Genomic DNA, 25,388 nt, shown 5'->3' with positions numbered 1-25,388 from the left:
TAAAAATTAAAATGGAAAAGTATTTAGACGCATTTGTAAACGCATTTGAAGGCACACTGAACTGGACTTGGAAATCTATCATTTTTGAAGTACCATGGTATACCAATTATTTTTGGGGACTTATCGCTATATCAATTTTTGTATGGTTATTGGAGATTGCCTTTCCCTGGAGAAAAGACCAGTCTATTTTTAGACGCGACTTTTGGTTAGACGCATTTTATATGTTTTTTAATTTCTTCATGTTTTCCATTGTTATCAGTGGTTTTTATAAAGTTTTAGAGTTACTATTTGCTGAAGTCAATATTACAGCAAAAAGTCTAGCATTAATAGATATGTCTAATTGGTCTATGGGAATACAATTGCTCGTATTTTTTATTGTCCTGGACTTTGTGCAGTGGTTTACACACGTCCTTCTTCATAGATATAAGTTCTTGTGGAATTTCCATAAAGTACATCATAGCGTAAAAGAAATGGGGTTTGCTGCTCACTTAAGATTCCATTGGATGGAAAATATTTTGTATAAACCGCTCAAGACCTTTGGTGTTATGCTTATTGGTGGTTTTGAACCAGAACAAGCTTTTATTGTACATTTTATAGCTATCGCTATAGGTCACTTTAACCACTCAAATATTAAAATAACGTGGGGCCCAATAAAATACATTTTTAACAATCCAGTAATGCATTTATATCATCATGCTTATCACTTACCTGAAGGCAAACATGGTGTGAATTACGGGATTAGTCTAAGTCTATGGGATTATATCTTCAAAACAGATTATGTTCCTGAAGATAGTGGAACAATAGAAATAGGATTTAAAGGTGATGATAAATTTCCTCAAGATTTTATCGGTCAGAACACATACGGCTTCGGGAAAAATAAAAATTGATTATACGAAGAACTAGTCCCTTATTAAAGGCATTGTAGAACAACGAAGTAAGCCTTCTTGTTTTGCAATCTCCGCATAAGGGACTTCCTCCACTGTAAAGCCATTATTTCGTAACCAAGTATTTAATCTTTTAAAGTTTTGTTCAGAGATAACAACATCTTCGGATATTGAAAAGACATTGCTATACATATCATACATTTCATCCTTAGTTATTTCAAAAATATTATCTTCTCCAAAATAATCCACAAGCCATTGGTATTCGCTTTCTATCAAAAATCCATTTTTATGGATTATGGCCTTATTTTTTCCAATAGGTTGAAAACAACAATCTAAGTGTAGTGCATTCTCTCTTGGGTCTGTATTAGACTTTCTCAATTCAAAAGATTTCACTGTTTTATGAGGAAATAAATTTTGAATAGCCTCTACTGCTGCTTTATTAGTGCGTGCAGTTATATAGTTCGAATAATCTTCCCCACTGTAAGTACCAATGAAAATGTAATCATTCCATGGCATCACGTCACCACCTTCTACGTGGCATTCTTCTGGAAGAATAATCCTGTTGGATTTATCCACTTGCCTCCAAACATATTCAATTGCATCGACTTCCCGTTCACGATCTGGAAGGATATTGGCTATTATTATTTTATCTTCAATTACAAACGATATGTCTCTAGCGAAAATTTGATTGTAGTCCTCAATTACTTTAGGTCTATAAACGGTAACATCATACTTCTCTAACACTTTAGATACAGCTTCCATTTCCTTTATCATATCTGCTTCTAAAGGGTATGTACCGGCAAGTACGTGTTGTCTACTTTTTGGATCGTAGCAATCTTCTACCTTTGGAGTTGGCCCATTACTTTCTGCCGTACCTAAGATTACAGCTCTAAGTCGAGAAGTTTCGTTTTGTATGTTTAGTTTCATATTTAAAAACATAAAAAAGCTTCATAAGTTTTATGAAGCCTTTTTGTTATTTGATTCGATAGATTATCTATTGTCAATGGACTTAAATGGTCTATAAGTTTCACCGACATACAATTGTCTCGGTCTTCCAATAGGTTCCTTACGTAAACGCATCTCGCGCCATTGTGCAATCCAACCTGGTAAACGGCCTAAAGCAAACATTACTGTAAACATTTCAACAGGAATTCCCATAGCTCTGTAGATAATTCCAGAATAGAAATCTACATTCGGATATAATTTTCTATCCACGAAGTATTGATCTTCTAAAGCCTCTTTCTCTAGACCTTTAGCGATATCAAGGATAGGATCTTCTACACCTAAATCACCCAGCACTTCGTCTGCAGCTTTTTTAATAATTCTTGCTCTAGGATCAAAGTTCTTATATACACGATGACCAAAGCCCATTAAACGGAAAGGATCATCCTTATCTTTTGCCTTTGCCATGTATTTCTTTGTGTCTCCACCATCTTCCTTAATAGCTTCAAGCATTTCTAATACAGCCTGGTTGGCACCACCATGAAGTGGGCCCCAAAGTGCCGAAATACCAGATGCCAATGAGACAAATAAACCAGCGTGTGACGAACCTGCTATTCTTACTGTTGAAGCAGAACAATTCTGCTCATGGTCTGCATGTAAAATAAGTAGCTTATCCAGTGCATTTACCAAAATAGGGTTTTGAATATACTCGCTATTTGGTTTTTTGAACATCATTTTTAGAACGTTTTCTACATAACCCAAATTATCATCGCCATATTCTAAAGGTAAACCGTGCTTTTTACGCATGGTCCATGCCACAAGAATTGGAAACTTAGCCAAAATTCTAACTATAGCGTTATACATAGCTTCTTCTGAGTTAACATCCACAGAAGAAGGATAAAAAGCTGTTAGAGCACTTGTTAAGGAGGATAGCACACCCATTGGATGAGCCGACTTTGGAAACGCATCTAAAATCTTTTTCACATCGTCATCCACCATTGACTTGTCTTTTATGTCTGCTTCAAACTTATCTAGTTGTGTTTGTGTTGGTAATTCACCAAAAATTAAAAGATATGCAACTTCTAAAAAGTCTGCCTTTTCAGCCAGCTCTTCAATTGAATAACCCCTATACCTTAGTATTCCTTTTTCACCATCTAAAAATGTTATGGCACTTTCGCAACTTCCTGTATTTTTATAACCAGGATCTATAGTAATAACACCTCCTGTTGCACTTCTTAAGGTTTTTATATCAATGGCAACTTCTTTCTCTGTTCCTACTTTTAGTGGTAACTCATACTTTTCACCATAAATTTCTAAGGTAGCTTTATCTGACATATTTTTTTACTTGTTTTTGTGAATTTTTAAGGAACGCTAATTTACGAAATATCAAACGATTTCGGAAGTCAATTTATCATGGATTTAACAAGTTATCTTTTAAAAAACAAAAGCGATTATCTATTGGATAATCGCTTAGTTATAATTCATAAATATTAACTTCTACTTCACTTTAAAAGCATTTTCCTGTGGAAAATAAGCCACATCTCCAAGCTCCTCTTCAATACGCAATAACTGGTTGTATTTTGCCATACGATCACTACGTGACGCAGAACCCGTTTTAATCTGACCAGTATTTAAGGCTACAGCTAAATCTGCAATTGTATTATCTTCTGTTTCACCAGATCTGTGTGACATTACAGAGGTATAGCCTGCGTTGTGGGCCATGTTCACTGCTGAAATTGTTTCTGATAAGGTACCTATTTGGTTTACCTTAATTAATATAGAATTTGCAATGCCGTTTTCAATACCAAGAGACAAACGTTCAACATTAGTTACAAATAAATCGTCACCGACCAATTGTACTTTATCTCCAATTTTATCGGTTAAGACTTTCCAACCGTCCCAGTCGTTCTCATCCATTCCATCTTCAATTGAAATGATTGGATATTTAGATGCCAAATCCGCTAAATACTCAGCCTGCTCTGCAGAGGTTCTTACTTTACCAGACTCCCCTTCAAACTTTGTATAATCATATTTACCATCTACATAAAACTCTGCTGCTGCGCAATCTAGAGCGATCATAACATCCTCACCAAAGGTATATCCTGCTTTCTCTACAGCTAATTTAATGGAATCTAAAGCATCTTCTGTACCACCCTCTAAGTTGGGTGCAAAACCACCTTCATCACCCACAGCCGTGCTTAAACCTCTATCATGTAATACTTTTTTAAGGTTATGGAAAATCTCTGTTCCCATTTGCATAGCATGTGTGAAATTCTTTGCCTTCACTGGCATAATCATAAATTCCTGAAATGCAATTGGTGCATCACTATGTGACCCACCATTGATGATATTCATCATTGGTACTGGCAATGTATTTGCAGAAACACCACCTACATACCTATACAACGGCATTCCTAATTCATTAGCTGCCGCTTTTGCAACAGCCAAAGATACACCTAAAATAGCATTGGCGCCTAAGTTGCCCTTATTTTTAGTACCATCAATCTCAATCATTAATTGATCTATCATGTTTTGTTCGAAAACAGAAATACCTAATAATTCTTGTGCGATGATTGAATTCACATTTTCAACAGCCTTTAACACGCCTTTACCCATATAAGTATCTCCACCATCTCGTAATTCTACAGCTTCGTGCTCACCAGTAGAAGCTCCAGAAGGCACAGCTGCTCTTCCCATAATTCCACTTTCCGTAAGAACATCTACCTCTACTGTAGGATTACCTCTAGAATCTAAAATTTGTCTTGCGTGTACATTAACTATAATGCTCATTTCTTTATATTTTTATTGTTGATTATCCCAAAATTACGAAAATATAGACCGTAATTCAGAACAAAAATCATAATTACGATTAATATTTACTATAATGTTTTCGAAACTAAAAAAACGCAACAAATTTCAAGTTTTGTTGCGTTTTATCTACTAGCTATTTTTAATGTTTTCTATAAACTGGTCAAATAAGTATACAGAATCGTTTGGTCCGGGGCTCGCTTCTGGATGGTATTGTACCGAAAAACAATTCTTATCTTTAATTTTAATTCCAGCTACGGTATTGTCATTAAGATGCACATGTGTTATTTCAACATTATCATTGGCTTCAGTTTCTTCTCTGTTAATTGCAAAACCATGATTTTGAGACGTTATTTCACCCTTTCCAGTAATTAAGTTTTTCACAGGGTGATTTATTCCTCTATGCCCATTGTGCATTTTATAGGTCGAAATTCCGTTTGCTAACGCAATTACTTGATGTCCTAAACAAATGCCAAATAACGGCTTATTCCTAGCGATTATTTCCTTTGCTACGGATTGTGCTTCTACCAGAGGTTCAGGATCACCAGGTCCATTTGATAGAAAATAACCATCAGGATTAAATGCTTCCATATCTTCAAATTTTGAATTATATGGAAATACTTTTATGTAGGCATCTCGCTTTGCTAGATTCCTAAGAATATTCTTCTTAATCCCTATATCTAATGCAGCAATTTTATAAGTTGCATTTTCATTACCAAAATAGTAGGGTTCTTTAGTAGACACTTTTGAAGCTAACTCTAAACCTTTCATATTTGGCTGTTCTGCCAATTGTTTTTTAAGTACATCAATATCATCTACCTCTGTAGAAATAACGGCATTCATTGCTCCATTATCTCTTATATAACTTACTAAAGCCCTCGTATCTACATCTGCGATAGCCAGCGTATTATACTTTTCAAAGAAATCTTCTAAAGAACTGTCTGCGGCGGGACGTGAGTATTCAAAACTAAAGTTTTTACAAATTAGACCTGCAATTTTAATATTCTCAGATTCCATTTCATCCTCTTTGGTACCGTAATTTCCAATATGCGCATTGGTAGTTACCATTAACTGACCGTAATAAGAAGGGTCGGTAAAAATTTCTTGGTATCCAGTAGTACCTGTATTAAAGCAGACTTCACCAAATGCAGTACCGTCTTTTCCTATAGATTTACCGTAAAAGATAGTACCATCTTCTAATAGAATTATCGCCTTTTTTCTTTGTTTGTATTTCATGTGCAATGTTTATGAGATATTTGCTTTCGCAATAAAGTTGTACAAAATTCCAAAAAAAAAGGATAAACTTAAAAAGTCTATCCTTTATATTTATTAATGATTATTAACATCATTTTATTCTTCTTCGTTTGAAGCTTGAGTTTCTACTGGTGGAACAGCGGTTGTACTCTTTTTACCACCTCTTCTACTTCTACGCGTTGATTTTTTAGCAGGCTTACCAGCATTGTATAGCTCGTTGTAATCTACTAACTCAATCATTGCCATATCAGCGTTGTCACCTAAACGGTTTCCTAACTTAATGATACGTGTGTAACCACCTGGACGATCACCAACCTTAGCTGCTACATCTCTAAACAATTCGGCAACCGCTTCTTTTTGTCTAAGTCTTGACATCACAATTCTTCTATTGTGTGTTGTATCTTCTTTAGACTTTGTAATTAATGGTTCTACAAATTGCTTTAAAGCTTTAGCTTTAGCAGTTGTCGTGTTAATGCGCTTGTGCTCAATTAATGAACACGCCATGTTAGCTAACATTGACTTTCTGTGCGCTGATTTTCTACCTAAATGGTTGAATTTTTTTCCGTGTCTCATGACTCTTGTTTTATCATCTTGCTACCAAACTCTTTATTCTGAGGAGCAAAATATGATTAATTAATATTAGTGAAAATTAGTCTTTGTCTAATTTATATTTACTTAAATCCATTCCGAAGTTAAGACCTTTAACATTAACGAGTTCTTCTAACTCAGTTAAAGATTTCTTACCAAAGTTTCTGAATTTCATTAAATCGTTTTTATTGAATGACACTAAATCACCTAAAGTATCAACCTCTGCAGCTTTTAAGCAATTAAGCGCACGTACAGAAAGATCCATATCTACTAGTTTGGTCTTCAATAATTGTCTCATGTGAAGCGATTCTTCATCATAAGTTTCTGTTTGTGCAATCTCATCAGCTTCTAATGTAATACGCTCATCAGAGAATAGCATGAAGTGGTGAATTAAAATCTTAGCTGCTTCAGTTAAAGCATCCTTAGGATGAATAGAACCATCTGTTAAGATTTCGAAAACTAATTTTTCGTAATCCGTTTTCTGCTCAACACGGAAGTTCTCGATACTGTACTTAACATTCTTAATTGGAGTATAGATAGAATCTGTAAAGATGGTTCCCATTGGCGCTGAAGCCTTTTTATTTTCTTCAGCAGGTACATAACCTCTACCTTTCTCTATTGTTAACTCCATGTTGATGTTAACTTTAGGATCTAAGTTACAGATAACTAAATCTGTATTTAAAACTTGGAAACCTGAAATAAACTTTTGGAAATCACCAGCAGTAATTTGCTCTTGCCCAGAGATTGAAATTGTCACTGTTTCGTTATCAACTTCATCTATTTGACGCTTAAAGTTAACTTGCTTTAAGTTTAGGATTATTTCAGTAACATCCTCAACTACACCAGAAATTGTAGAAAACTCATGATCTACACCTTCTATTCTTACAGATGTTATTGCAAAACCTTCTAAAGAAGATAATAATACACGTCTCAATGCATTACCTACTGTTAATCCGTATCCTGGTTCTAAAGGTCTGAATTCAAACTTACCTTCAAAATCAGTTGAATCAATCATGATTACTTTATCAGGCTTCTGAAAATTTAATATTGCCATTTTATTCTTCGTTTTGATTGTTGTTTAGTTGCGCGGTCTAAAAGTTTGAAGAAGACTAACAGACCCTTTGGCCAAACACCAATGTGATTAATTTATTATTTAGAGTAAAGCTCGACGATAAACTGTTCGTTGATCTGCTCAGGAATTTGGATTCTTGCAGGAACAGAAACATAAGTTCCTTCCATTGTATCGTTATTCCAAGTGATCCATTCATAAACATTGCTAGAGTTAGCCAATGAATTTTGAATAGCTTCTAAAGATTTAGATTTTTCTCTTACACCTACAACATCACCAGCTTTTAATTGGTAAGAAGGGATATTAACCTTTTCACCGTTTACTGTTATGTGTCTGTGAGATACTAATTGTCTTGCAGCACTTCTACTAGGCGCTATACCCATTCTGTAAACCACATTATCTAAACGAGACTCACAAAATTGTAATAATACTTCACCAGTAATACCTTGAGCTGCTGTTGCTCTTTTAAACATGTTTCTGAACTGACGCTCCAATATACCATAAGTATATTTTGCTTTTTGCTTTTCCATTAACTGGATTGCATATTCAGATTTCTTACCTCTTCTTCTGTTAGCACCGTGCTGTCCAGGAGGGTAATTTCTTTTTTCGAAGGCTTTATCGTCTCCGTAGATAGCTTGTCCGAATTTACGGGCTATTTTAGTTTTAGGACCAGTATATCTTGCCATTTTTAATAAATTATGAGAGTGATTATAAAATTAAGGTCTTAAGCTTATCCTTCTATAACCGTTAATCTCTCGTTGATACATGTTTTAATTTTTCAGTTTGCAAATGTACGTATAAAAAAGCAAATACCAACCGAATAAACAGTTGATATTAACTTCCTATATTATAAAATTATACGCGACGTCTCTTTGGAGGACGACATCCGTTATGTGGCATTGGAGTTACATCGATAATCTCTGATACCTCAATACCTGCATTATGTATAGATCTGATAGCAGATTCTCTACCATTACCAGGTCCTTTAACGTATACTTTTACTTTTTTCAAACCAGCTTCTTTTGCTACCCCTGCAGCATCCTCTGCAGCTAATTGAGCTGCATAAGGAGTGTTCTTTTTTGAACCTCTAAAGCCCATTTTACCAGCTGACGACCAAGAAATGACGTCACCTTTTTTATTTGTTAAAGAAATAATGATATTGTTGAATGAAGCTGTGATGTGAGCCTCACCAATAGCATCTACTATTACTTTGCGTTTTTTTGAACTTGACTTTGCCATATTTTTTAGTTTCTAGTTGTTAGCTTTTAGTTGTTAGAATCCTAAACCTTTCGATTTCGAACAGATTCATCTAACGTCTAATTACTAATGACTACTGTCTGTTATTATTTAGTTACTTTTTTCTTGTTAGCAACTGTTTTTCTTTTACCTTTTCTCGTACGAGAGTTATTCTTAGTACGCTGACCTCTTAATGGAAGTCCTGCTCTGTGACGAATACCTCTATAACACCCAATATCCATTAATCGCTTAATGTTCAATTGAGTTTCAGAACGTAATTCACCTTCAATTTTGAACTGTCCTACTGCTTCACGAATAGCTCCGATTTCATCATCAGTCCAGTCTTGTACTTTAATACTTTCGTCTACTTTAGCAGTTTCTAAAATTTCTTTAGCTCTGCTTCTACCTATTCCATAAATATAGGTTAAGGATACTACTCCTCTTTTTTGTTTTGGTATGTCTACACCTGCAATTCTTGCCATATAATTTAGTTTTTAGCTGTTAGTTTTTAGTTGTTAGAATCCTAAACCTTTCGATTTCGAACAGATTCATCTAACTACTAATACTAATGACTTTTTTTATCCTTGTCTTTGTTTGAATCTAGGATTCTTTTTGTTAATTACGTAAAGTCTTCCTTTACGACGTACTAATTTACAATCAGCACTTCTCTTCTTAACTGATGCTCTAACTTTCATCTGTTTCTGTTTTAAAATACTTACTAGTATCTATAGGTTATACGAGCCTTAGTTAAATCATAAGGACTCATTTCTAATTTTACTTTATCGCCAGGTAACAATTTTATATAATGCATACGCATTTTACCAGAGATATGTGCCGTTACAATGTGGCCGTTCTCTAGTTCAACGCGAAACATTGCATTAGATAATGCTTCTATAATTGTTCCGTCTTGTTCTATTGCTGCTTGTTTAGCCATAATATATTTATAATGTTCAGTTCTTTATGTTAACTAATACTTTTCTGTTACCTGAACATTGTTGTTTTATCATTATGAGGTAACAGATTTTCTGTTTTTACCTGTTTTCATCAAGCCGTCGTAATGCTTATTTAACAAATAAGAATTAATTTGTTGCATTGTATCAATAGCTACACCAACCATAATTAAAAGTGATGTACCACCAAAAAATAATGCCCATCCTTGTTGAACTCCTACTAATTGGTACACAAATGCAGGGAATATCGCAACTAAGGCCAAGAAAATAGATCCTGGAAGTGTAATTTGAGACATTATTTTATCTAAATATTCAGCAGTTTCAGTGCCTGGACGAATACCAGGAATAAATCCACCACTTCGCTTTAAATCGTCAGCCATCTTGTTAGTAGGCACCGTTATTGCAGTATAGAAATACGTAAATATGATAATCAATAATGCAAATACTAGATTATACCAAAAACCAAATATATCTTGGAAGTTGGTTTGCATCCATTGTCCTACACCACTATCTGGGCCAAATAATTTACCAATATATGCTGGAGCAAACATTATTGCTTGAGCAAATATAATTGGCATTACACCAGAAGCATTTAACTTTAATGGTAAAAACTGACGTGATCCAAATACATTTTTCTCATAACCACCAGAAGCTGTTCTTCTTGCATACTGTACAGCAATTTTACGCACTGCCATTACCAAGAATACCGATCCTAAAATAATTAAGAACCAAATCACTAATTCAATTAATATCATCATAAATCCACCATTACCACCTTCAAGCCTTGAGAACATGTTTTGTGCAAAGGACTGTGGCATTGTAGCGATGATACCAACCATAATTAACAATGAAATACCATTACCAATCCCCTTATCTGTGATTTTTTCACCTAACCACATTGCGAAAACACAACCTGTTACAAGTATGATTACGGATGAAAAATAGAATACGCTTTCAGAAAAGCCTGGAATAAGCATTTGACTGATAGAGTTAAGTCCAGATAAGGATGGTATTGTACCTAAATAAGCTGGTGCCTGCACCAAACAAATTCCAATAGTTAACCAACGTGTTATCTGGGTAATCTTCTTCTGTCCACTTGCTCCTTCTTTCTGAAGTTTCTGCAAATAAGGAATTGCTATACCCATAAGTTGAACCACGATAGATGCGGATATATATGGCATAATACCTAATGCAAAAACTGATGCCTTGGAAAAACCACCACCAGTAAATGCATTAATTAACCATAATAAACCACCTTGGGCTGCAGAACTTTGAAGTTCTGCTAACTTTGGAAAATCTACACCTGGTAAAACTACCTGAGCTCCAAAACGGTATACTAAAAGTAACCCTAACGTTAGAACAATTCTATCCTTAAGCTCTGTAATTTTCCAGACATTCTTTAATGTTTCTATAATCTTCATTCTTATAGTCTTATAAAGTTACGGCTTCACCACCAGCAGCCTCAATAGCAGCTTTTGCTGTAGCAGTAAATTTATGCGCAGTTACTGTTAGCTTTGCTTTTAATTCACCTCTACCCAAGATTTTAACTAGATCGTTTTTTCCAGCTTTACCTAATGATACAAGTGTTTCAAAATCTACAGTATCCTTAATTTTCTTTTCGTCTACTAACTGTTGTAATGTGTCTAAGTTAACACCTTGATACGCTACTCTATTAATGTTAGTAAATCCAAACTTAGGAACACGTCTTTGTAAAGGCATCTGACCACCCTCAAAACCTAATTTCTTAGAGTATCCAGAACGTGACTTAGCACCTTTGTGTCCTCTTGTCGCAGTACCACCTTTACCAGATCCTTGACCACGTCCAACACGTTTCCCTTGATTTTTAACTGAACCTTCTGCAGGTTTTAAATTACTTAAATCCATTGTTAAGTTTATATTTTTAAGCTTCTTCTACAGAAACTAAATGTTCAACTTTCTTTACCATACCAAGGATGTTTGGTGTGGCATCGTGCTCTACTACTTGACCGATCTTTTTAAGACCTAAAGCTTCTAATGTTTGCTTTTGTCTTTTAGTACGGTTAATTGCACTTCTTACTTTAGTTACTTTAATCTTTGCCATCTTGTCCTAGATTATCCTTTATATACTTTTTCAAGTGAAATTCCACGTTCTCTTGCTACAGCTCTTGCATCTCTCAATTGTAATAAAGCATCAAAAGTTGCTTTTACAACATTGTGAGGGTTTGAAGACCCTTGAGATTTTGATAGTACGTCATGTACACCAACAGCTTCAAGTACTGTTCTTACAGCACCACCAGCAATAACCCCGGTACCAGGTGCAGCAGGAATAATATTCACTCTAGCACCACCGTATTTACCTTTTTGCTCGTGTGGTAATGTACCTTTTACAATAGGAATTCTAACTAAATTTTTCTTAGCGTCTTCAACAGCTTTTGCAATCGCTGTTGCCACGTCTTTAGATTTACCTAATCCATGTCCAACAACACCAGCTTCGTCTCCTACTACTACTATAGCAGAAAATCCAAAGGCTCTACCACCTTTTGTTACTTTAGTTACACGCTGTACACCTACTAAACGGTCTTTTAAATCTAAACCACCTGGCTTTACTAATTCTGCGTTTTTATATTTTTGATACATAATGTCTTAAAATTTAAGTCCTGCTTCTCTAGCACCTTCTGCTAATGATTTTACTCTACCATGGTACAAATAACCACCTCTGTCAAATGAGATTGTTTCTACACCAGCTTTCATAGCCTTTTCTGCAACAGTTTTACCTACTAGAGCAGCAATTTCAGTCTTATTTCCTTTAGACTTTGCTATATCTTTATCTCTTGAAGATGCAGCAGCTATAGTTACACCAGTTACATCATTTACGACCTGAGCATAAATTTCTTTATTACTTCTAAAAACAGTTAATCTTGGTCTTGCTTCAGTACCAGATACAACCTTGCGGATTCTGTTTTTTATTCTTATTCTTCTTTCGTTCTTTGTCAATGCCATAACTTAATTATTAAGCTGATTTACCTGCTTTTCTTCTAATTTCTTCACCAACAAACTTGATACCTTTTCCTTTGTAAGGCTCTGGCTTACGGAAACCACGAATTTTCGCAGCAACTTGACCAACCAACTGTTTGTCATGAGATGTTAATTTAACGATTGGGTTCTTACCTTTTTCTGATACTGTCTCAACTTTTACCTCTGGGGCAATGTCCATAACAATATTGTGAGAGAAACCAATTGCTAAATCTAATTTTTGTCCTTGATTTGATGCTCTATAACCAACACCTACTAATTCTAATTCTTTAGTAAATCCGTTAGAAACACCTTCTATCATATTAGCAATTAACGCTCTGTAAAGACCGTGTTTTGCTTTGTGATCTTTTTTCTCTGAAGGACGGTTCAACGTAATAGTACCGTCTTCAATAGTTATTTCAACATCAGAAAAAGTTTGGGTTAATTCCCCTAATTTTCCTTTTGCCGTAATTACGTTGTCTTTAATTTCTACAGTTACACCTTCAGGAACTGTTATTGGGCTTTTACCTATTCTTGACATAATTTCCTGTTTTTAGTAAACGTAACACAATACTTCACCACCAACGTTTTCTCTTTGCGCTTGCTTACCTGTCATCACTCCGTGAGACGTAGAAACAATTGCAATACCTAAACCATTTAAGATTCTTGGCATTTCGTTAGCACCAGCATATTTACGTAAACCTGGTTTACTGATTCTTTGAATTTTTTTAATGACTGACTCTTTAGTCTCTTTGTTGTACTTTAAGGCAATCTTAATTGTACCTTGTACGGTAGAGTCATCGAATTTGTAACTTAAAATATATCCTTGATCGAATAATATTTTAGTTATCTCCTTTTTTAAGTTAGAAGCAGGAATCTCAACCACTCTGTGGTTCGCTTTTACCGCATTTCTAACTCGCGTTAAATAATCCGCTATTGGATCTGTGTACATAGTTTAAAATTTTGGAAAATGGTTTTCGAATTTTTCGAACCTAAATTCCGATTATACAATAGTTATATTGATAATTGTACAGAAGCTAATTCGCTTCCTCAATGTTACCAACTTGCTTTTTTTACCCCAGGAATTAACCCTTTGTTAGCCATTTCTCTAAACATTACACGAGAGATACCAAACTGTCTCATATAACCCTTTGGTCTACCTGTAAGTTTACAACGGTTGTGCATACGTATTGGCGATGCGTTTTTAGGTAACTTTTGTAATGCTTCGTAATCTCCAGCTTCTTTTAAAGCTTTTCTTTTCTCAGCATATTTAGCTACGGTCTTTGCACGCTTCACCTCACGAGCTTTCATTGATTCTTTAGCCATACTTAATTCTTTTTAAATGGTAATCCTAGTTCTGTTAATAAAGACTTCGCTTCTTTGTCTGTTTCAGCAGAAGTCACAAATGTAATATCCATTCCTGAAATTTTATTGATTTTATCGATATCAATTTCAGGAAAAATGATTTGCTCTGTAACACCTAAGTTATAATTTCCACGGCCATCAAAACCAGTAGCTTTAATACCGTTAAAATCTCTTACTCGTGGTAAAGCAGTTGTCACTAATCTATCTAAGAACTCATACATTTGCTCACCACGTAAAGTTACTTTAGCACCAATAGGCATTCCTTTACGTAACTTAAATGAAGCAACGTCTTTCTTAGAAATTGTAGCTACAGCCTTTTGCCCAGATATTTTTGTTAATTCTTCAACAGCGTGATCGATTAACTTTTTATCTGCAACAGCAGCACCGACACCTCTGGAAATTACAATTTTTTCCAGTTTAGGTACCTGCATTACATTTTTATATCCGAATTCTTCCGTAAGAGCAGGAATTACCTTATCCTTATACTCTTTTTTTAATCTTGCAACGTAAGCCATAATTAAATTACTTCATTAGATTTTTTAGAAAATCTTACTTTATTGTCGCCATCCATTCTATACCCTACTCTCGTAGTTTCACCTTTGCTTGTTAATAAAGACAAATTTGAAATATGAATTGATGCTTCTTTCTCTATAATACCTCCTTGTGGATTTTGTGCACTTGGCTTAGTGTGTTTCTTCACCATATTTACACCTTCCACGATGGCTTTGTTCTTATCCTTTAATACTTTAAGTACTTTACCTTCTGATCCTTTATGATCTCCAGCAATTACCTTTACAGTATCTCCCGATTTTATTTTAAGCTTTGTCATCTTATTTATCAATTAAAGCACTTCTGGTGCCAATGATACAATTTTCATGAATTGTTTATCACGAAGTTCTCTTGCTACTGGACCAAATACACGTGTACCTCTCATTTCACCTTGTGGGTTTAATAATACACATGCATTATCGTCAAATCTGATGTATGATCCGTCCGGACGTCTTACTTCCTTAGCTGTACGCACAACAACGGCTGTAGAAACAGCACCTTTTTTGATGTTTCCGTTAGGTGTTGCATCTTTAACAGATACTACAATTTTATCACCAACAGAAGCGTATCTTCTTTTAGTTCCTCCAAGCACACGAATAGTTAATACTTCTTTTGCACCTGTGTTGTCAGCTACTTTTAATCTTGATTCTTGTTGTACCATAATTACTTCGCTCTTTCAATTATTTCTACTAATCTCCAACACTTAGATTTACTCATAGGTCTTGTTTCCATGATCTTTACAGTATCTCCTTCGTTGCAGTCGTTTTTCTCGTCGTGCGCAACATATTTTTTTGTCTTTAACACGAACTTTCCATACATAGGATGTTTTACTTTTTTTACTTCTGAAACAACAATAGATTTCTCCATTTTGTTACTAGTAACTACACCTATACGTTCTTTTCTTAAATTTCTTTTTTCCATCTTTCAGCAGAATACAATTATTGTCCGTCTCTTTTAGTTAATTCTGTAGCCAATCTAGCAACAGTTCTTCTTACAGTACGCAACTGTATTGGGTTTTCTAAAGGAGATATTGCGTGAGCCATTTTAAGGTCTGAATAACTCTTTTTAGTCTCACTAAGTTTTTCTTGTAACTCAGCTGTTGAAAGCTGTTTAATTTCTGATTGCTTCATAATTCTTATTTATTATGCTTCGTAATCTCTAGCAATGATAAACTTAGTTTTTACAGGAAGCTTCTGTGCTGCTAAACGCAATGCTTCTTGAGCAGTTTCTAGCGGCACACCACTTATTTCAAATAATATACGTCCTGGTTTTACAACAGCTGCCCAATATTCTACAGCACCTTTACCTTTACCCATACGTACTTCAAGAGGCTTCTTTGTAATAGGCTTGTCTGGAAATATCTTAATCCATAACGACCCTTCTCTTTTCATGTAACGTGTAGCGGCAATACGAGCTGCTTCTATCTGACGTGCAGTTATAAATGACGAGTCCAAAGATTTAATACCGAATGTTCCATTTGATAACAAATGTCCTCTTCCGGAATTACCTTTCATACGACCTTTTTGCTGCTTACGAAATTTTGTTCTTTTAGGCTGTAACATTTTTTCTTTTCTTTAAAAAATTACTTTCTACGACGTTGGTTCTTATTTCCTCCACGTCCACCTTTTCCTTGCTTTTTAGAAAGACCAACTAATGGAGAAAGTTCTCTTTTTCCATAAACTTCACCTTTCATAATCCACACTTTTACACCTAATCTACCATAAGTAGTATGTGCTTCAACTAGAGCATAATCAATATCTGCTCTAAATGTAGATAACGGAATACGTCCTTCTTTGTAGTGTTCAGAACGTGCCATTTCGGCACCGTTTAAACGACCACTAATTTGAACTTTAATTCCTTCAGCATTCATACGCATAGCGGCAGCGATAGCCATTTTTATTGCTCTTCTGTAAGAAATACGACTTTCTATCTGACGAGCAATACTTGCTGCTACTAAATGTGCATCTAGTTCTGGTCTCTTAATTTCAAAGATGTTCAATTGAACCTCTTTACCAGTAATTTTCTTAAGCTCTTCTTTTAGCTTGTCTACCTCTTGACCACCTTTACCGATAATAATACCAGGTCTAGCAGTAGTGATAGTAACGGTTACAAGTTTAAGCGTGCGCTCAATAATTACTCTACTCACACTAGCTTTAGATAAACGAGCATGGATATACTTACGGATTTTATCATCCTCTGCAAGTTTGTCTCCATAATCATTTCCGCCATACCAGTTAGATTCCCATCCTCTGATAATTCCTAAGCGATTTCCGATTGGATTTGTCTTTTGTCCCATATCTCTATCTTAGCTTTGTGTTTTATTTAATGAATCTATTACCACAGTAACGTGATTAGATCTTTTTCTAATTCTATGTGCTCTACCTTGAGGTGCTGGACGTAAACGCTTAAGCATTGTACCACCATCTACTCTAATTTCTTTGATAAATAGATTAGCTTCCTCAACATCAGCGTCCTCATTTTTAGCTTGCCAGTTTGCAATTGCAGACATCACTAACTTTTCTAAACGACGAGACGCTTCCTTAGGACTAAATCTAAGAATCTGAAGAGCTTTCTCGGCCTTTTCACCTCTTACTAAATCTGCTACTAAACGCATTTTTCTTGGAGAGGTAGGACAGTTATTTAGCTTTGCAAAAGCAACTTGCTTTTTCTCAGCCTTAATAGCTTCCGCCATTTGTTTTTTACGACTTCCCATGATTCTTATTTTTTACCTTTATTCTTAGCACCTGCATGACCTCTAAAAGATCTTGTTGGTGAAAATTCTCCTAATTTATGACCTACCATGTTCTCAGTCACATAAACTGGAACAAATTGACGACCATTGTGTACTGCTATAGTCTGACCAACGAAATCTGGTGAAATCATTGACGCTCTAGACCAAGTCTTAATAACGGTCTTCTTATTTGAAGCTACATTTTCTGCAACTTTCTTTTCTAACTTATAGTGGATATAAGGTCCTTTTTTTAATGAACGTGCCATACTATCTTACTTATTTCTTTCTACGTTCTACAATATACTTATTACTCGCTTTTGTCTTAGAACGCGTTCTATAACCCTTAGCAGGTATACCATTCTTAGATCTTGGGTGACCACCTGAAGACTTACCTTCACCACCACCCATTGGGTGATCAACTGGGTTCATTACCACTGGTCTTACTCTTGGACGTCTTCCTAACCATCTACTTCTACCGGCTTTACCAGATACTAGTAGTTGATGATCTGAATTTGAAACGACACCTATAGTAGCCATACACGTTGCCAACACCATTCTGGTTTCACCAGAAGGTAATTTTACAGTAGCGAACTTACCATCTCTTGCCATTAACTGAGCAAATGCACCGGCACTACGTGCCATAACAGCACCTTGACCAGGACGTAACTCTATACAAGAAATTATAGTACCTAAAGGTATTTCACTCAATGGCATTGCATTACCAATTTCTGGAGCTACACCTGTTTCACCAGATACTACATTCTGACCTACTTGTAAACCATTCTGAGCGATGATATATCTCTTCTCACCGTCTTGGTAGTTTAATAGCGCGATAAATGCTGTTCTGTTTGGATCATACTCTATTGACTTAACCTCTGCTGGAATACCAGTTTTGTTACGTTTAAAATCAATAATACGATACTTCTTCTTATGACCTCCACCCATATGGCGCATGGTCATTTTTCCTTGACTGTTTCTACCACCAGATCTTTTTTTCGGAGCTAATAAACTTTTCTCCGGCTTATCAGTAGTGATGGCGTCAAATCCATTTACTACTCTAAAACGCTGAGCTGATGTGATTGGTTTTAATTTTCTAACTGACATTTTAGTCTAATTACATGTTAGCGTATAAATCTATTGTTTCACCTTCCGCCAGTTGTACAATTGCCTTTTTAATAGCATTTGTTTTACCATGCTGAATACCCGTTTTTGTATAACGTGTTCTTCTATCTGGACGGACATTTATCGTACGAACTTTTTCAACAGAAACACCATAAGCAGCTTCTACCGCTTTTTTGATTTCTACCTTGTTCGCCTTAGTATTCACTTCAAATGCATATGCATTTAACAACTCACTTTGTGTGGTTGCTTTTTCTGTGATGATAGGTTTAATTAAGATACTCATCTGTGTTCTATTTACTTAAATTCGATTCAATTCCTTCTAACGCACCTTCTAAAAGAACTACTTTATTAGCGTTCATTATCTTATAAGTGCTTAATTCTGAAGCTGTTACAACTTCAGACCCTTTAAAATTGCGCGACGACAAATATACGTTATTATTTGAGTCACCCAACACAAATAGGGATTTTTTGTTGTCTATCTCTAATGCCTTCAATACATTGACAAAGTTTTTTGTCTTAGGAGCTTCAAAATTGAAGTCTTCTAATACTACTATTGACTTGTCATTTGCCTTAATGCTTAAAGCTGATTTACGTGCTAATCGTTTAAGGTTCTTATTTAATTTAAAACCATAATTTCTTGGTCTTGGACCAAACATACGACCACCACCTTTAAATACACCAGACTTAATAGAACCTGCACGTGCTGTACCAGTTCCTTTTTGCTTTTTGATCTTGCGTGTACTACCAGCAATTTCTGCTCTTTCTTTTGCCTTATGTGTTCCCTGTCTTTGGTTTGCTAAGTATTGTTTAACATCTAAATAGACAGCATGATTGTTAGGCTCAATAGCAAATACGTCCTTAGAAAGCTCAGCTTTTCTACCCGTATCTTTTCCGTTTATATCTAAAACTGCTACTTTCATTACTTCTCAATAATTACATAAGAGTTTTTATGACCTGGCACACAACCTTTCACAACAAGTAAGTTCTTTTCAGGAACAACCTTGTAAACTCTTAAATTTTCTACTTTAACTGTTTCTCCGCCCATTCTTCCGGCCATTCTCATTCCTTTGAATACTCTCGCAGGATATGAAGCAGCACCAATAGAACCTGGAGCTCTTAAACGGTTATGCTGACCGTGAGTCGCTTGACCAACACCGCCAAAACCATGACGCTTTACAACACCTTGAAAACCTTTACCTTTAGAAACTCCTGAAACATCCACGAATTCACCTTCGATAAACTCTTCTACCGTGATAGCATCACCTAATTTGTACTCCTTGTCAAAACCTTTAAATTCTACGACTTTGCGTTTTACAGAAGTACCCGCTTTTTTAGCATGCCCAATAGCAGCTTTTGTAGCGCTTTTTTCTGTCGCGTCATCGAAACCTAATTGAAGTGCATTATAACCATCCACTTCTTCAGTTCTGACTTGGGTAACGATACATGGACCTGCTTCGATTACTGTACATGGAATGTTCTTTCCATTTTCATCGAAAATGCTGGTCATACCGATTTTTTTTCCAATTAACCCAGACATATTTATTATTTATTAATTATTACTCTTTATTTAAAATTCAAGGCTGAAAAATACATTTCAGCCTTGAATTGTATTTTTTCCGTTTTTCCTTTGCTCGCAGCTCCGGACATGTTCTTGAGCAAAATTGCTCTAATTATAATTACACCTTAATCTCTACTTCAACTCCACTTGGCAATTCAAGCTTCATTAAAGCGTCAATTGTTTTAGAAGATGACGAGTAGATATCCAATAATCTCTTATAAGAGCTTAATTGAAACTGTTCTCTCGACTTCTTGTTAACATGAGGTGAACGTAACACAGTGAATATTTTCTTGTGTGTTGGTAACGGAATTGGTCCTGTTACTACTGCACCTGTGCTCTTTACAGTTTTTACAATCTTATCAGCAGACTTGTCAACTAAATTATGATCGTAAGACTTTAATTTTATTCTAATTTTCTGACTCATTTTCTATTAGTTTTAAGCTTCTACGCCTTTAGCTGCTTTGATTACTTCTTCTGATATATTTGATGGTGTCTCTGCGTAGTGAGAGAATTCCATTGTAGATGTAGCTCTACCTGAAGATAATGTTCTTAATGAGGTTACATAACCGAACATTTCAGATAATGGCACTTCAGCTTTAATTACTTTAGAGCCTGCTCTATCACTCATGTTATTAACTTGACCACGACGACGGTTTAAGTCACCCACGATATCACCCATATATTCTTCCGGAGTTAATACCTCTAATTTCATAATTGGCTCCATGATAACCGCTTTTGCAGCTTTTGCAGCAGCTTTAAAACCAAGTTTTGCAGCCAATTCGAATGATAACTGATCCGAATCAACATCGTGGTAAGAACCATCTGTTAACGTTACCTTCATCGCATCTACTTCGTAACCCGCTAGAGGACCATTAACCATTGCCATTTTGAATCCTTTCTCAACAGAAGGAACAAATTCCTTAGGAACGTTACCACCTTTAATTTCAGAAACGAATTCTAATCCAGTTTTTCCTTCTTCAGCTGGTTCAAGCGTAAATACAATATCAGCAAACTTACCACGTCCACCAGATTGCTTCTTGTAAACTTCTCTGTGCTCTGCACGTTGTGTTATAGCCTCTTTGTACTCTACTTGAGGTTGACCTTGGTTAACCTCTACCTTAAACTCACGTTTAAGACGGTCTACAATAATATCTAAGTGAAGCTCACCCATACCAGAAATAATCGTCTGACCTGAAGCCTCATCTGTTCTAACCGTAAATGTTGGATCTTCCTCAGCTAGTTTAGCTAAAGCCATACCTAACTTATCTACATCGGCCTTAGTTTTAGGTTCCACTGCGATACCAATTACTGGATCTGGGAAGTCCATAGATTCTAAAACTATTGGCGCCTTCTCATCAGAAAGGGTATCACCTGTTTTTATATCTTTAAATCCTACAGCAGCACCGATATCACCGGCTTCGATGTACTCAATTGCATTTTGCTTATTTGAGTGCATTTGATAGATACGAGAGATACGCTCTTTTTTACCAGATCTATTATTTAAAACATAAGAACCTGCATCCAAACGACCTGAATAAGCTCTAAAGAATGCTAAACGACCCACAAACGGATCAGTAGCAATTTTAAATGCTAATGCAGAGAACGGCTCTTTAACATCCGGTTTACGCGCTATTTCTTTATCAGTTCCAGGCTCAGTACCTATAATAGCATCCTTATCAACTGGTGAAGGTAAATAACGACATACAGCATCTAGTAAGAATTGAACTCCTTTATTTTTGAAAGCAGAACCACAAATCATAGGAATGATTGACATATCCATTACGGCAGCTCTTAAAGCAGCATGCACTTCTTCTTCCGTAATAGAATCTTCATCTTCCATGAATTTTTCAAGAAGGTTTTCGTCGTAACTAGCAACCTCCTCAATAAGTTGAGCTCTTAACTCAGCAGCTTCTGCTTTTAATTCTTCAGGAATGTCAATTACATCAAAAGTTGCACCTTGCGTTTCATCGTGCCAAACAATTGCACGGTTCTTCACTAAGTCAACAATTCCCTTAAAATCAGCTTCCTCACCAATGTTCATGACAATTGGCACAGCATTAGAACCTAACATATCCTTAACTTGTTGGCAAACTGCCATAAAGTTAGATCCTTGACGGTCCATTTTGTTAACGAAACCGATACGTGGTACTTTATAATTATCTGCAAGTCTCCAGTTAGTTTCAGACTGAGGCTCTACACCATCAACTGCACTAAACAAGAATACCAATCCATCTAATACACGTAAAGAACGGTTTACCTCAACAGTAAAATCCACGTGACCAGGAGTATCGATAATATTAAAGTGATAATCCTTAGTTTCTGGTAGAGGTTGTGCATTTTCCATTGGAAACTTCCATGTACAAGTCGTCGCAGCAGAAGTAATTGTAATACCTCTTTCTTGCTCTTGCTCCATCCAGTCCATAGTAGCGGCTCCATCATGTACCTCACCGATTTTGTGAGATACACCAGTATAATAAAGGATACGCTCTGTAGTTGTTGTTTTTCCAGCATCAATATGTGCTGCAATACCTATATTTCTTGTATATTTTAAATCTCTTTGTGCCATTCTAATTAAAATCTAAAGTGTGAGAATGCTTTGTTTGCTTCTGCCATTTTGTGAGTATCTACTCTTTTCTTAACAGCAGCACCTTCTTCTTTAGCCGCAGCTAAGATTTCTGCTGCTAAGCGTTGCGCCATAGATTTTTCATTTCTTTTACGCGAGTAGCTAATTAACCACTTCATCGCAGTAGAAACTTTACGGTCTGGACGAATTTGCATAGGAATTTGGAATGTAGCACCACCAACACGACGGCTACGTACTTCTACGTGAGGCATCACATTAGATAAAGCGTCTTTCCAGATTTCTAAAGCCGTTTTTTCGTCATTGTTCTTTTTCTCCTCAACAATATCAATTGCATCGTAGAATACTTTAAAAGCTACAGACTTTTTACCATCCCACATCATGTTGTTCACAAAACGTGTCACCAACTGATCATTAAATCTTGGGTCTGGTAATAGAGGTCTCTTTTTTGCTGCTCTTTTTCTCATGTCTTCTTCTTAAAGTTTAAATTACTTTTTAGGGCGTTTTGCACCATACTTAGATCTACGTTGGGTACGACCAGCAACACCTGCTGTGTCTAATGCACCACGAACGATGTGATATCTAACACCTGGTAAATCTTTTACCCTTCCACCTCTAACTAATACTATCGAGTGCTCTTGTAAGTTGTGACCTTCTCCACCGATGTATGCGTTAACCTCGTTTCCGTTTGTTAAACGAACCCTTGCTACCTTACGCATTGCTGAGTTAGGTTTCTTAGGAGTTGTTGTGTAAACACGAGTACATACACCACGTCTTTGAGGACACGAATCTAAAGCAGCCGATTTACTCTTCTTAGTTATTTTGGCTCTTCCTTTTCGTACTAATTGTGAAATTGTTGGCATATATTACTATATAAATATTTGTTAACCCTCGCTTTTGAGGGCTGCAAAGGTAGAAATATATATTTATAATTCAAACAGTTGAGAATTTATTTTTCAAAGAATTATTATAATTCATTTTATACATATATATAAAGGGCTATTTTTACGTTATCTTTTCAGTTATCTGATATTAATTTTGATGTCCATTTATAAGGCTTTCTTTTTTATTTGTTGGTTGGTTATTGTTAATCAAGTTTTTGGTCAATCTCTTTACTTAAACGTAAAAGGGGAAAATGAAACAAGAACCAAAACTATTGACTCAATAGGTTATATAAAATCCTTTGAAAACTATATCACCCTAGAAAATGAGATTGACAAATTAAAACATAAACTCGTAAGATTAGGATACATAGACACAACGGTTGATAGTATTGTAAGAAAAAATGATACACTTTACAGCGCTTATTATTTTATGGGTGAAAAAATTGAGAGGATAAGAATCGGATATACTCCCCAATTTAATAAAGCACTATTGAACTTTATTAATCACATTTCTGGTGACAACTATTTTGAGGTTGATATTAAAGACCTAGAAAACGTTTTGCGTACACTTAATTTAAAAATTGCCGAACAGGGTGATCCTTTTTCAACTTTACAACTTATTAATATTAGCAAACACGATTCTGCGTTTATTTCTGCTGAACTTAAAGTTGTAACCAACCAAAGACGTCAGATTGATAAAATTACAGTTAAAGGCTATGAAAAATTTCCAAAATCTTACCTCAAAAATTTTTTAAAATTAAAAACAGGAAAAACCTTTAATCTGAATGAAATCAAAGAAAAAGTAGAACGTCTTGAGGATTTGAGATTTGCAAGTAAAATAAAGGATCCTGAAGTCTTATTTACCCAAGATTCCACAACCTTGTATCTATATCTAGAAAAAACACGGTCCAATAATTTTGATGGTTTTCTGGGTTTTGGCACCAATGAAAACAACAATAAAATAGAATTTGATGGGTATTTAGATTTACGACTAATTAATAATCTTAATTATGGCGAGACCCTTAATCTTTTTTATAAAAGCGATGAGATAGATCAGCAAACGTTTAGAGTCGACACAGACTTACCATATATTTTTGGTTCTCCTATAGGTATACAATTGGGGTTAAATATATTTAGAAAGGACACTACTTTTTCTAATGCTAGGCAATATGCTAAAATCAATTATCAAATTAATTCGCAACATCGAGTTGCAGCTGGTATTTCATCAGTAAATTCTACCAACTTATTAAATGATGACACTTCTATACTAAATGATTACACAGCCAACTATTATACTCTAAGTTATAATTACACCAAGCCTCAATATTACGACCCATTATTTCCAATCAACTTTTGGTTTGATATTTCTACTGGTTTTGGTGACCGAGAAAACAATTTGGGTAAACAAAGCCAAGCTGTTATTAATTTGGATACCTACAAAATATTTAATCTCAATCCAAAAAACAGTATTTATACAAGACTTAACGGAGCTATTCTTAATTCCAATGATTATCTCGATAACGAACTTTTTAGATTTGGTGGTATTAATTCCATTAGAGGTTTTGAAGAAAACAGTTTAGTTGCTAATCTTTATGGTGTTTTAAACACTGAATATCGCTACAGGCTAAGCAGTAGTATTTACGTACATTCGGTTCTAGATGCTGCCTATTTTGAAAATCAAATTACTTCCACTAAAGAAAAGTTATTTGGTTTTGGTATTGGCTTAGGTCTTCTCACTAATGCAGGACTTTTTAGGTTAAACTACTCTAGCGGGAAATCTGAGAACCGACAATTTAGACTGTCGGATTCAAAAGTACATGTGAGTTTGACAGCAACTTTTTGATTACTTAAAATTATCTAATACTTTTGAAAACGC

At 35.4% G+C, this 25,388-nt stretch carries 38 protein-coding genes; 2 read left to right on the top strand and 36 right to left on the bottom strand.

Annotation, left to right across the window (positions count from 1 at the left end; genetic code table 11):
- Positions 1–11 precede the first annotated feature (11 nt).
- Entirely contained in the window at positions 12–887 is an 876-nt protein-coding gene (locus tag ACFQ1K_RS06230) for a sterol desaturase family protein (protein WP_320555866.1), read from the top strand.
- A 12-nt stretch (positions 888–899) separates the two neighbouring features.
- On the opposite strand, the gene ACFQ1K_RS06225 is transcribed toward ACFQ1K_RS06230, so the two are convergent.
- The 36 genes from ACFQ1K_RS06225 to rpsL all read right to left on the bottom strand — a co-directional run bounded on the left by ACFQ1K_RS06225 (position 900) and on the right by rpsL (position 23,491).
- Positions 900–1,811: a dimethylarginine dimethylaminohydrolase family protein gene (locus tag ACFQ1K_RS06225; protein ID WP_320555865.1), complete on the bottom strand. Its 912-nt coding sequence runs from the start codon at positions 1,809–1,811 to the stop codon at positions 900–902.
- A gap of 63 nt (positions 1,812–1,874) precedes the next feature.
- On the bottom strand, positions 1,875–3,161 hold the full coding sequence (locus tag ACFQ1K_RS06220) for a citrate synthase (protein ID WP_320555864.1): 1,287 nt from the start codon (positions 3,159–3,161) through the stop codon (positions 1,875–1,877).
- 162 nt (positions 3,162–3,323) lie between these two features.
- The gene (eno, locus tag ACFQ1K_RS06215) at positions 3,324–4,616 is read right to left on the bottom strand and encodes a phosphopyruvate hydratase (RefSeq protein WP_320555863.1); all 1,293 of its coding nucleotides are present in this window, start codon (positions 4,614–4,616) and stop codon (positions 3,324–3,326) included.
- Positions 4,617–4,766: 150 nt separating this feature from the next.
- Entirely contained in the window at positions 4,767–5,870 is a 1,104-nt protein-coding gene (gene carA / locus ACFQ1K_RS06210) for a glutamine-hydrolyzing carbamoyl-phosphate synthase small subunit (protein WP_320555862.1), read from the bottom strand.
- Between the two features lie 114 nt (positions 5,871–5,984).
- Positions 5,985–6,461 carry a 50S ribosomal protein L17 gene (gene rplQ / locus ACFQ1K_RS06205; RefSeq protein WP_138434813.1) on the bottom strand — a complete coding sequence of 159 codons (477 nt, stop codon included), beginning with the start codon at positions 6,459–6,461 and terminating at the stop codon, positions 5,985–5,987.
- A 76-nt stretch (positions 6,462–6,537) separates the two neighbouring features.
- The gene (locus ACFQ1K_RS06200) at positions 6,538–7,530 is read right to left on the bottom strand and encodes a DNA-directed RNA polymerase subunit alpha (protein ID WP_320555861.1); all 993 of its coding nucleotides are present in this window, start codon (positions 7,528–7,530) and stop codon (positions 6,538–6,540) included.
- Positions 7,531–7,625: 95 nt separating this feature from the next.
- Positions 7,626–8,231 carry a 30S ribosomal protein S4 gene (rpsD, locus tag ACFQ1K_RS06195; RefSeq protein WP_320555860.1) on the bottom strand — a complete coding sequence of 202 codons (606 nt, stop codon included), beginning with the start codon at positions 8,229–8,231 and terminating at the stop codon, positions 7,626–7,628.
- Between the two features lie 169 nt (positions 8,232–8,400).
- Positions 8,401–8,784, bottom strand: a complete 384-nt coding sequence (gene rpsK, locus ACFQ1K_RS06190) for a 30S ribosomal protein S11 (RefSeq protein ID WP_294073563.1) — start codon at positions 8,782–8,784, stop codon at positions 8,401–8,403.
- Between the two features lie 104 nt (positions 8,785–8,888).
- Positions 8,889–9,263 (bottom strand): 30S ribosomal protein S13, encoded by a 375-nt coding sequence (gene rpsM / locus ACFQ1K_RS06185; protein ID WP_320555859.1) that lies wholly within the window; start codon positions 9,261–9,263, stop codon positions 8,889–8,891.
- Between the two features lie 96 nt (positions 9,264–9,359).
- Positions 9,360–9,476, bottom strand: coding sequence for a type B 50S ribosomal protein L36 (ykgO, locus tag ACFQ1K_RS06180; RefSeq protein ID WP_008269159.1), 117 nt, complete (start codon positions 9,474–9,476; stop codon positions 9,360–9,362).
- 23 nt (positions 9,477–9,499) lie between these two features.
- Positions 9,500–9,715 (bottom strand): translation initiation factor IF-1, encoded by a 216-nt coding sequence (gene infA, locus ACFQ1K_RS06175; RefSeq protein WP_007094967.1) that lies wholly within the window; start codon positions 9,713–9,715, stop codon positions 9,500–9,502.
- Positions 9,716–9,787: 72 nt separating this feature from the next.
- Positions 9,788–11,152, bottom strand: a complete 1,365-nt coding sequence (gene secY, locus ACFQ1K_RS06170; RefSeq protein ID WP_320555858.1) for a preprotein translocase subunit SecY — start codon at positions 11,150–11,152, stop codon at positions 9,788–9,790.
- A gap of 10 nt (positions 11,153–11,162) precedes the next feature.
- A complete protein-coding gene (gene rplO / locus ACFQ1K_RS06165; RefSeq protein ID WP_320555857.1) occupies positions 11,163–11,615 on the bottom strand; it encodes a 50S ribosomal protein L15 in 453 nt (150 codons plus the stop codon).
- 16 nt (positions 11,616–11,631) lie between these two features.
- On the bottom strand, positions 11,632–11,811 hold the full coding sequence (gene rpmD / locus ACFQ1K_RS06160; protein WP_320555856.1) for a 50S ribosomal protein L30: 180 nt from the start codon (positions 11,809–11,811) through the stop codon (positions 11,632–11,634).
- Between the two features lie 11 nt (positions 11,812–11,822).
- Positions 11,823–12,347 carry a 30S ribosomal protein S5 gene (gene rpsE / locus ACFQ1K_RS06155; RefSeq protein WP_320555855.1) on the bottom strand — a complete coding sequence of 175 codons (525 nt, stop codon included), beginning with the start codon at positions 12,345–12,347 and terminating at the stop codon, positions 11,823–11,825.
- A gap of 6 nt (positions 12,348–12,353) precedes the next feature.
- A complete protein-coding gene (gene rplR / locus ACFQ1K_RS06150; protein ID WP_320555854.1) occupies positions 12,354–12,710 on the bottom strand; it encodes a 50S ribosomal protein L18 in 357 nt (118 codons plus the stop codon).
- Positions 12,711–12,720: 10 nt separating this feature from the next.
- The gene (gene rplF / locus ACFQ1K_RS06145; protein WP_320555853.1) at positions 12,721–13,263 is read right to left on the bottom strand and encodes a 50S ribosomal protein L6; all 543 of its coding nucleotides are present in this window, start codon (positions 13,261–13,263) and stop codon (positions 12,721–12,723) included.
- Positions 13,264–13,275: 12 nt separating this feature from the next.
- Positions 13,276–13,674: a 30S ribosomal protein S8 gene (rpsH, locus tag ACFQ1K_RS06140; RefSeq protein ID WP_076620347.1), complete on the bottom strand. Its 399-nt coding sequence runs from the start codon at positions 13,672–13,674 to the stop codon at positions 13,276–13,278.
- 104 nt (positions 13,675–13,778) lie between these two features.
- Positions 13,779–14,048: a 30S ribosomal protein S14 gene (rpsN, locus tag ACFQ1K_RS06135; RefSeq protein WP_076620346.1), complete on the bottom strand. Its 270-nt coding sequence runs from the start codon at positions 14,046–14,048 to the stop codon at positions 13,779–13,781.
- Between the two features lie 2 nt (positions 14,049–14,050).
- A complete protein-coding gene (gene rplE, locus ACFQ1K_RS06130) occupies positions 14,051–14,602 on the bottom strand; it encodes a 50S ribosomal protein L5 (protein WP_320555852.1) in 552 nt (183 codons plus the stop codon).
- 2 nt (positions 14,603–14,604) lie between these two features.
- The gene (gene rplX / locus ACFQ1K_RS06125) at positions 14,605–14,916 is read right to left on the bottom strand and encodes a 50S ribosomal protein L24 (protein WP_320555851.1); all 312 of its coding nucleotides are present in this window, start codon (positions 14,914–14,916) and stop codon (positions 14,605–14,607) included.
- Between the two features lie 12 nt (positions 14,917–14,928).
- Entirely contained in the window at positions 14,929–15,297 is a 369-nt protein-coding gene (gene rplN / locus ACFQ1K_RS06120; protein ID WP_173281854.1) for a 50S ribosomal protein L14, read from the bottom strand.
- A gap of 2 nt (positions 15,298–15,299) precedes the next feature.
- Positions 15,300–15,557, bottom strand: a complete 258-nt coding sequence (gene rpsQ / locus ACFQ1K_RS06115; protein ID WP_076620340.1) for a 30S ribosomal protein S17 — start codon at positions 15,555–15,557, stop codon at positions 15,300–15,302.
- 17 nt (positions 15,558–15,574) lie between these two features.
- Positions 15,575–15,766, bottom strand: coding sequence for a 50S ribosomal protein L29 (gene rpmC / locus ACFQ1K_RS06110; RefSeq protein WP_320555850.1), 192 nt, complete (start codon positions 15,764–15,766; stop codon positions 15,575–15,577).
- A gap of 12 nt (positions 15,767–15,778) precedes the next feature.
- Entirely contained in the window at positions 15,779–16,198 is a 420-nt protein-coding gene (rplP, locus tag ACFQ1K_RS06105; RefSeq protein ID WP_320555849.1) for a 50S ribosomal protein L16, read from the bottom strand.
- Between the two features lie 20 nt (positions 16,199–16,218).
- Positions 16,219–16,932 (bottom strand): 30S ribosomal protein S3, encoded by a 714-nt coding sequence (gene rpsC / locus ACFQ1K_RS06100; protein WP_320555848.1) that lies wholly within the window; start codon positions 16,930–16,932, stop codon positions 16,219–16,221.
- A gap of 9 nt (positions 16,933–16,941) precedes the next feature.
- Positions 16,942–17,349 carry a 50S ribosomal protein L22 gene (rplV, locus tag ACFQ1K_RS06095; protein ID WP_294073528.1) on the bottom strand — a complete coding sequence of 136 codons (408 nt, stop codon included), beginning with the start codon at positions 17,347–17,349 and terminating at the stop codon, positions 16,942–16,944.
- A gap of 5 nt (positions 17,350–17,354) precedes the next feature.
- On the bottom strand, positions 17,355–17,633 hold the full coding sequence (gene rpsS, locus ACFQ1K_RS06090; protein WP_008269180.1) for a 30S ribosomal protein S19: 279 nt from the start codon (positions 17,631–17,633) through the stop codon (positions 17,355–17,357).
- A gap of 10 nt (positions 17,634–17,643) precedes the next feature.
- Positions 17,644–18,471, bottom strand: a complete 828-nt coding sequence (gene rplB / locus ACFQ1K_RS06085) for a 50S ribosomal protein L2 (RefSeq protein ID WP_320555847.1) — start codon at positions 18,469–18,471, stop codon at positions 17,644–17,646.
- A gap of 10 nt (positions 18,472–18,481) precedes the next feature.
- Positions 18,482–18,772: a 50S ribosomal protein L23 gene (gene rplW / locus ACFQ1K_RS06080; protein WP_138434828.1), complete on the bottom strand. Its 291-nt coding sequence runs from the start codon at positions 18,770–18,772 to the stop codon at positions 18,482–18,484.
- 7 nt (positions 18,773–18,779) lie between these two features.
- Positions 18,780–19,409: a 50S ribosomal protein L4 gene (rplD, locus tag ACFQ1K_RS06075; protein WP_320555846.1), complete on the bottom strand. Its 630-nt coding sequence runs from the start codon at positions 19,407–19,409 to the stop codon at positions 18,780–18,782.
- Positions 19,409–20,026, bottom strand: coding sequence for a 50S ribosomal protein L3 (rplC, locus tag ACFQ1K_RS06070; RefSeq protein WP_320555845.1), 618 nt, complete (start codon positions 20,024–20,026; stop codon positions 19,409–19,411). The genes rplD and rplC overlap by 1 nt, the downstream gene beginning before the upstream one ends.
- 139 nt (positions 20,027–20,165) lie before the next feature.
- Positions 20,166–20,471 carry a 30S ribosomal protein S10 gene (rpsJ, locus tag ACFQ1K_RS06065; protein ID WP_007650482.1) on the bottom strand — a complete coding sequence of 102 codons (306 nt, stop codon included), beginning with the start codon at positions 20,469–20,471 and terminating at the stop codon, positions 20,166–20,168.
- A gap of 12 nt (positions 20,472–20,483) precedes the next feature.
- Entirely contained in the window at positions 20,484–22,613 is a 2,130-nt protein-coding gene (gene fusA, locus ACFQ1K_RS06060; protein WP_320555844.1) for an elongation factor G, read from the bottom strand.
- A gap of 5 nt (positions 22,614–22,618) precedes the next feature.
- Positions 22,619–23,095: a 30S ribosomal protein S7 gene (gene rpsG, locus ACFQ1K_RS06055; protein ID WP_320555843.1), complete on the bottom strand. Its 477-nt coding sequence runs from the start codon at positions 23,093–23,095 to the stop codon at positions 22,619–22,621.
- Between the two features lie 21 nt (positions 23,096–23,116).
- A complete protein-coding gene (rpsL, locus tag ACFQ1K_RS06050; protein WP_008269190.1) occupies positions 23,117–23,491 on the bottom strand; it encodes a 30S ribosomal protein S12 in 375 nt (124 codons plus the stop codon).
- A 178-nt stretch (positions 23,492–23,669) separates the two neighbouring features.
- Here rpsL and ACFQ1K_RS06045 point away from each other — a divergent pair, with 178 nt between their 5' ends.
- Positions 23,670–25,355 (top strand): POTRA domain-containing protein, encoded by a 1,686-nt coding sequence (locus tag ACFQ1K_RS06045; protein WP_320555842.1) that lies wholly within the window; start codon positions 23,670–23,672, stop codon positions 25,353–25,355.
- Positions 25,356–25,388 lie beyond the last annotated feature (33 nt).

Source organism: Winogradskyella aquimaris (genome assembly GCF_042676105.1).
Taxonomy (GTDB): domain Bacteria; phylum Bacteroidota; class Bacteroidia; order Flavobacteriales; family Flavobacteriaceae; genus Winogradskyella; species Winogradskyella aquimaris.
This window is presented reverse-complemented; position numbering and strand designations above follow the sequence as displayed.

Coding starts and splice junctions, on each gene's coding strand:
- rpmD (WP_320555856.1), bottom strand. CDS start 11,811: ATGGCAAAGATTAAAGTAACTAAAGTAAGAAGTGCAATTAACCGTACT.
- rpsJ (WP_007650482.1), bottom strand. CDS start 20,471: ATGAGTCAGAAAATTAGAATAAAATTAAAGTCTTACGATCATAATTTA.
- rplR (WP_320555854.1), bottom strand. CDS start 12,710: ATGGCATTGACAAAGAACGAAAGAAGAATAAGAATAAAAAACAGAATC.
- rpsN (WP_076620346.1), bottom strand. CDS start 14,048: ATGGCTAAAGAATCAATGAAAGCTCGTGAGGTGAAGCGTGCAAAGACC.
- rplD (WP_320555846.1), bottom strand. CDS start 19,409: ATGAAAGTAGCAGTTTTAGATATAAACGGAAAAGATACGGGTAGAAAA.
- ACFQ1K_RS06230 (WP_320555866.1), top strand. CDS start 12: ATGGAAAAGTATTTAGACGCATTTGTAAACGCATTTGAAGGCACACTG.
- fusA (WP_320555844.1), bottom strand. CDS start 22,613: ATGGCACAAAGAGATTTAAAATATACAAGAAATATAGGTATTGCAGCA.
- rplQ (WP_138434813.1), bottom strand. CDS start 6,461: ATGAGACACGGAAAAAAATTCAACCATTTAGGTAGAAAATCAGCGCAC.
- rplB (WP_320555847.1), bottom strand. CDS start 18,471: ATGTCAGTTAGAAAATTAAAACCAATCACATCAGCTCAGCGTTTTAGA.
- rplE (WP_320555852.1), bottom strand. CDS start 14,602: ATGGCTTACGTTGCAAGATTAAAAAAAGAGTATAAGGATAAGGTAATT.
- rplP (WP_320555849.1), bottom strand. CDS start 16,198: ATGTTACAGCCTAAAAGAACAAAATTTCGTAAGCAGCAAAAAGGTCGT.
- ACFQ1K_RS06225 (WP_320555865.1), bottom strand. CDS start 1,811: ATGAAACTAAACATACAAAACGAAACTTCTCGACTTAGAGCTGTAATC.
- rplC (WP_320555845.1), bottom strand. CDS start 20,026: ATGTCTGGGTTAATTGGAAAAAAAATCGGTATGACCAGCATTTTCGAT.
- rpmC (WP_320555850.1), bottom strand. CDS start 15,766: ATGAAGCAATCAGAAATTAAACAGCTTTCAACAGCTGAGTTACAAGAA.
- infA (WP_007094967.1), bottom strand. CDS start 9,715: ATGGCTAAACAAGCAGCAATAGAACAAGACGGAACAATTATAGAAGCA.
- rpsC (WP_320555848.1), bottom strand. CDS start 16,932: ATGGGACAAAAGACAAATCCAATCGGAAATCGCTTAGGAATTATCAGA.
- rplV (WP_294073528.1), bottom strand. CDS start 17,349: ATGGGAAGTCGTAAAAAACAAATGGCGGAAGCTATTAAGGCTGAGAAA.
- ACFQ1K_RS06220 (WP_320555864.1), bottom strand. CDS start 3,161: ATGTCAGATAAAGCTACCTTAGAAATTTATGGTGAAAAGTATGAGTTA.
- ACFQ1K_RS06045 (WP_320555842.1), top strand. CDS start 23,670: ATGTCCATTTATAAGGCTTTCTTTTTTATTTGTTGGTTGGTTATTGTT.
- rplW (WP_138434828.1), bottom strand. CDS start 18,772: ATGAGTATCTTAATTAAACCTATCATCACAGAAAAAGCAACCACACAA.
- ACFQ1K_RS06200 (WP_320555861.1), bottom strand. CDS start 7,530: ATGGCAATATTAAATTTTCAGAAGCCTGATAAAGTAATCATGATTGAT.
- rplF (WP_320555853.1), bottom strand. CDS start 13,263: ATGTCAAGAATAGGTAAAAGCCCAATAACAGTTCCTGAAGGTGTAACT.
- rpsM (WP_320555859.1), bottom strand. CDS start 9,263: ATGGCAAGAATTGCAGGTGTAGACATACCAAAACAAAAAAGAGGAGTA.
- rplO (WP_320555857.1), bottom strand. CDS start 11,615: ATGGATTTAAGTAATTTAAAACCTGCAGAAGGTTCAGTTAAAAATCAA.
- rplX (WP_320555851.1), bottom strand. CDS start 14,916: ATGACAAAGCTTAAAATAAAATCGGGAGATACTGTAAAGGTAATTGCT.
- rpsL (WP_008269190.1), bottom strand. CDS start 23,491: ATGCCAACAATTTCACAATTAGTACGAAAAGGAAGAGCCAAAATAACT.
- carA (WP_320555862.1), bottom strand. CDS start 5,870: ATGAAATACAAACAAAGAAAAAAGGCGATAATTCTATTAGAAGATGGT.
- rpsQ (WP_076620340.1), bottom strand. CDS start 15,557: ATGGAAAAAAGAAATTTAAGAAAAGAACGTATAGGTGTAGTTACTAGT.
- secY (WP_320555858.1), bottom strand. CDS start 11,152: ATGAAGATTATAGAAACATTAAAGAATGTCTGGAAAATTACAGAGCTT.
- rpsH (WP_076620347.1), bottom strand. CDS start 13,674: ATGTACACAGATCCAATAGCGGATTATTTAACGCGAGTTAGAAATGCG.
- rplN (WP_173281854.1), bottom strand. CDS start 15,297: ATGGTACAACAAGAATCAAGATTAAAAGTAGCTGACAACACAGGTGCA.
- rpsK (WP_294073563.1), bottom strand. CDS start 8,784: ATGGCAAAGTCAAGTTCAAAAAAACGCAAAGTAATAGTAGATGCTATT.
- eno (WP_320555863.1), bottom strand. CDS start 4,616: ATGAGCATTATAGTTAATGTACACGCAAGACAAATTTTAGATTCTAGA.
- rpsG (WP_320555843.1), bottom strand. CDS start 23,095: ATGAGAAAAAGAGCAGCAAAAAAGAGACCTCTATTACCAGACCCAAGA.
- rpsS (WP_008269180.1), bottom strand. CDS start 17,633: ATGGCACGTTCATTAAAAAAAGGACCTTATATCCACTATAAGTTAGAA.
- ykgO (WP_008269159.1), bottom strand. CDS start 9,476: ATGAAAGTTAGAGCATCAGTTAAGAAGAGAAGTGCTGATTGTAAATTA.
- rpsD (WP_320555860.1), bottom strand. CDS start 8,231: ATGGCAAGATATACTGGTCCTAAAACTAAAATAGCCCGTAAATTCGGA.
- rpsE (WP_320555855.1), bottom strand. CDS start 12,347: ATGTATCAAAAATATAAAAACGCAGAATTAGTAAAGCCAGGTGGTTTA.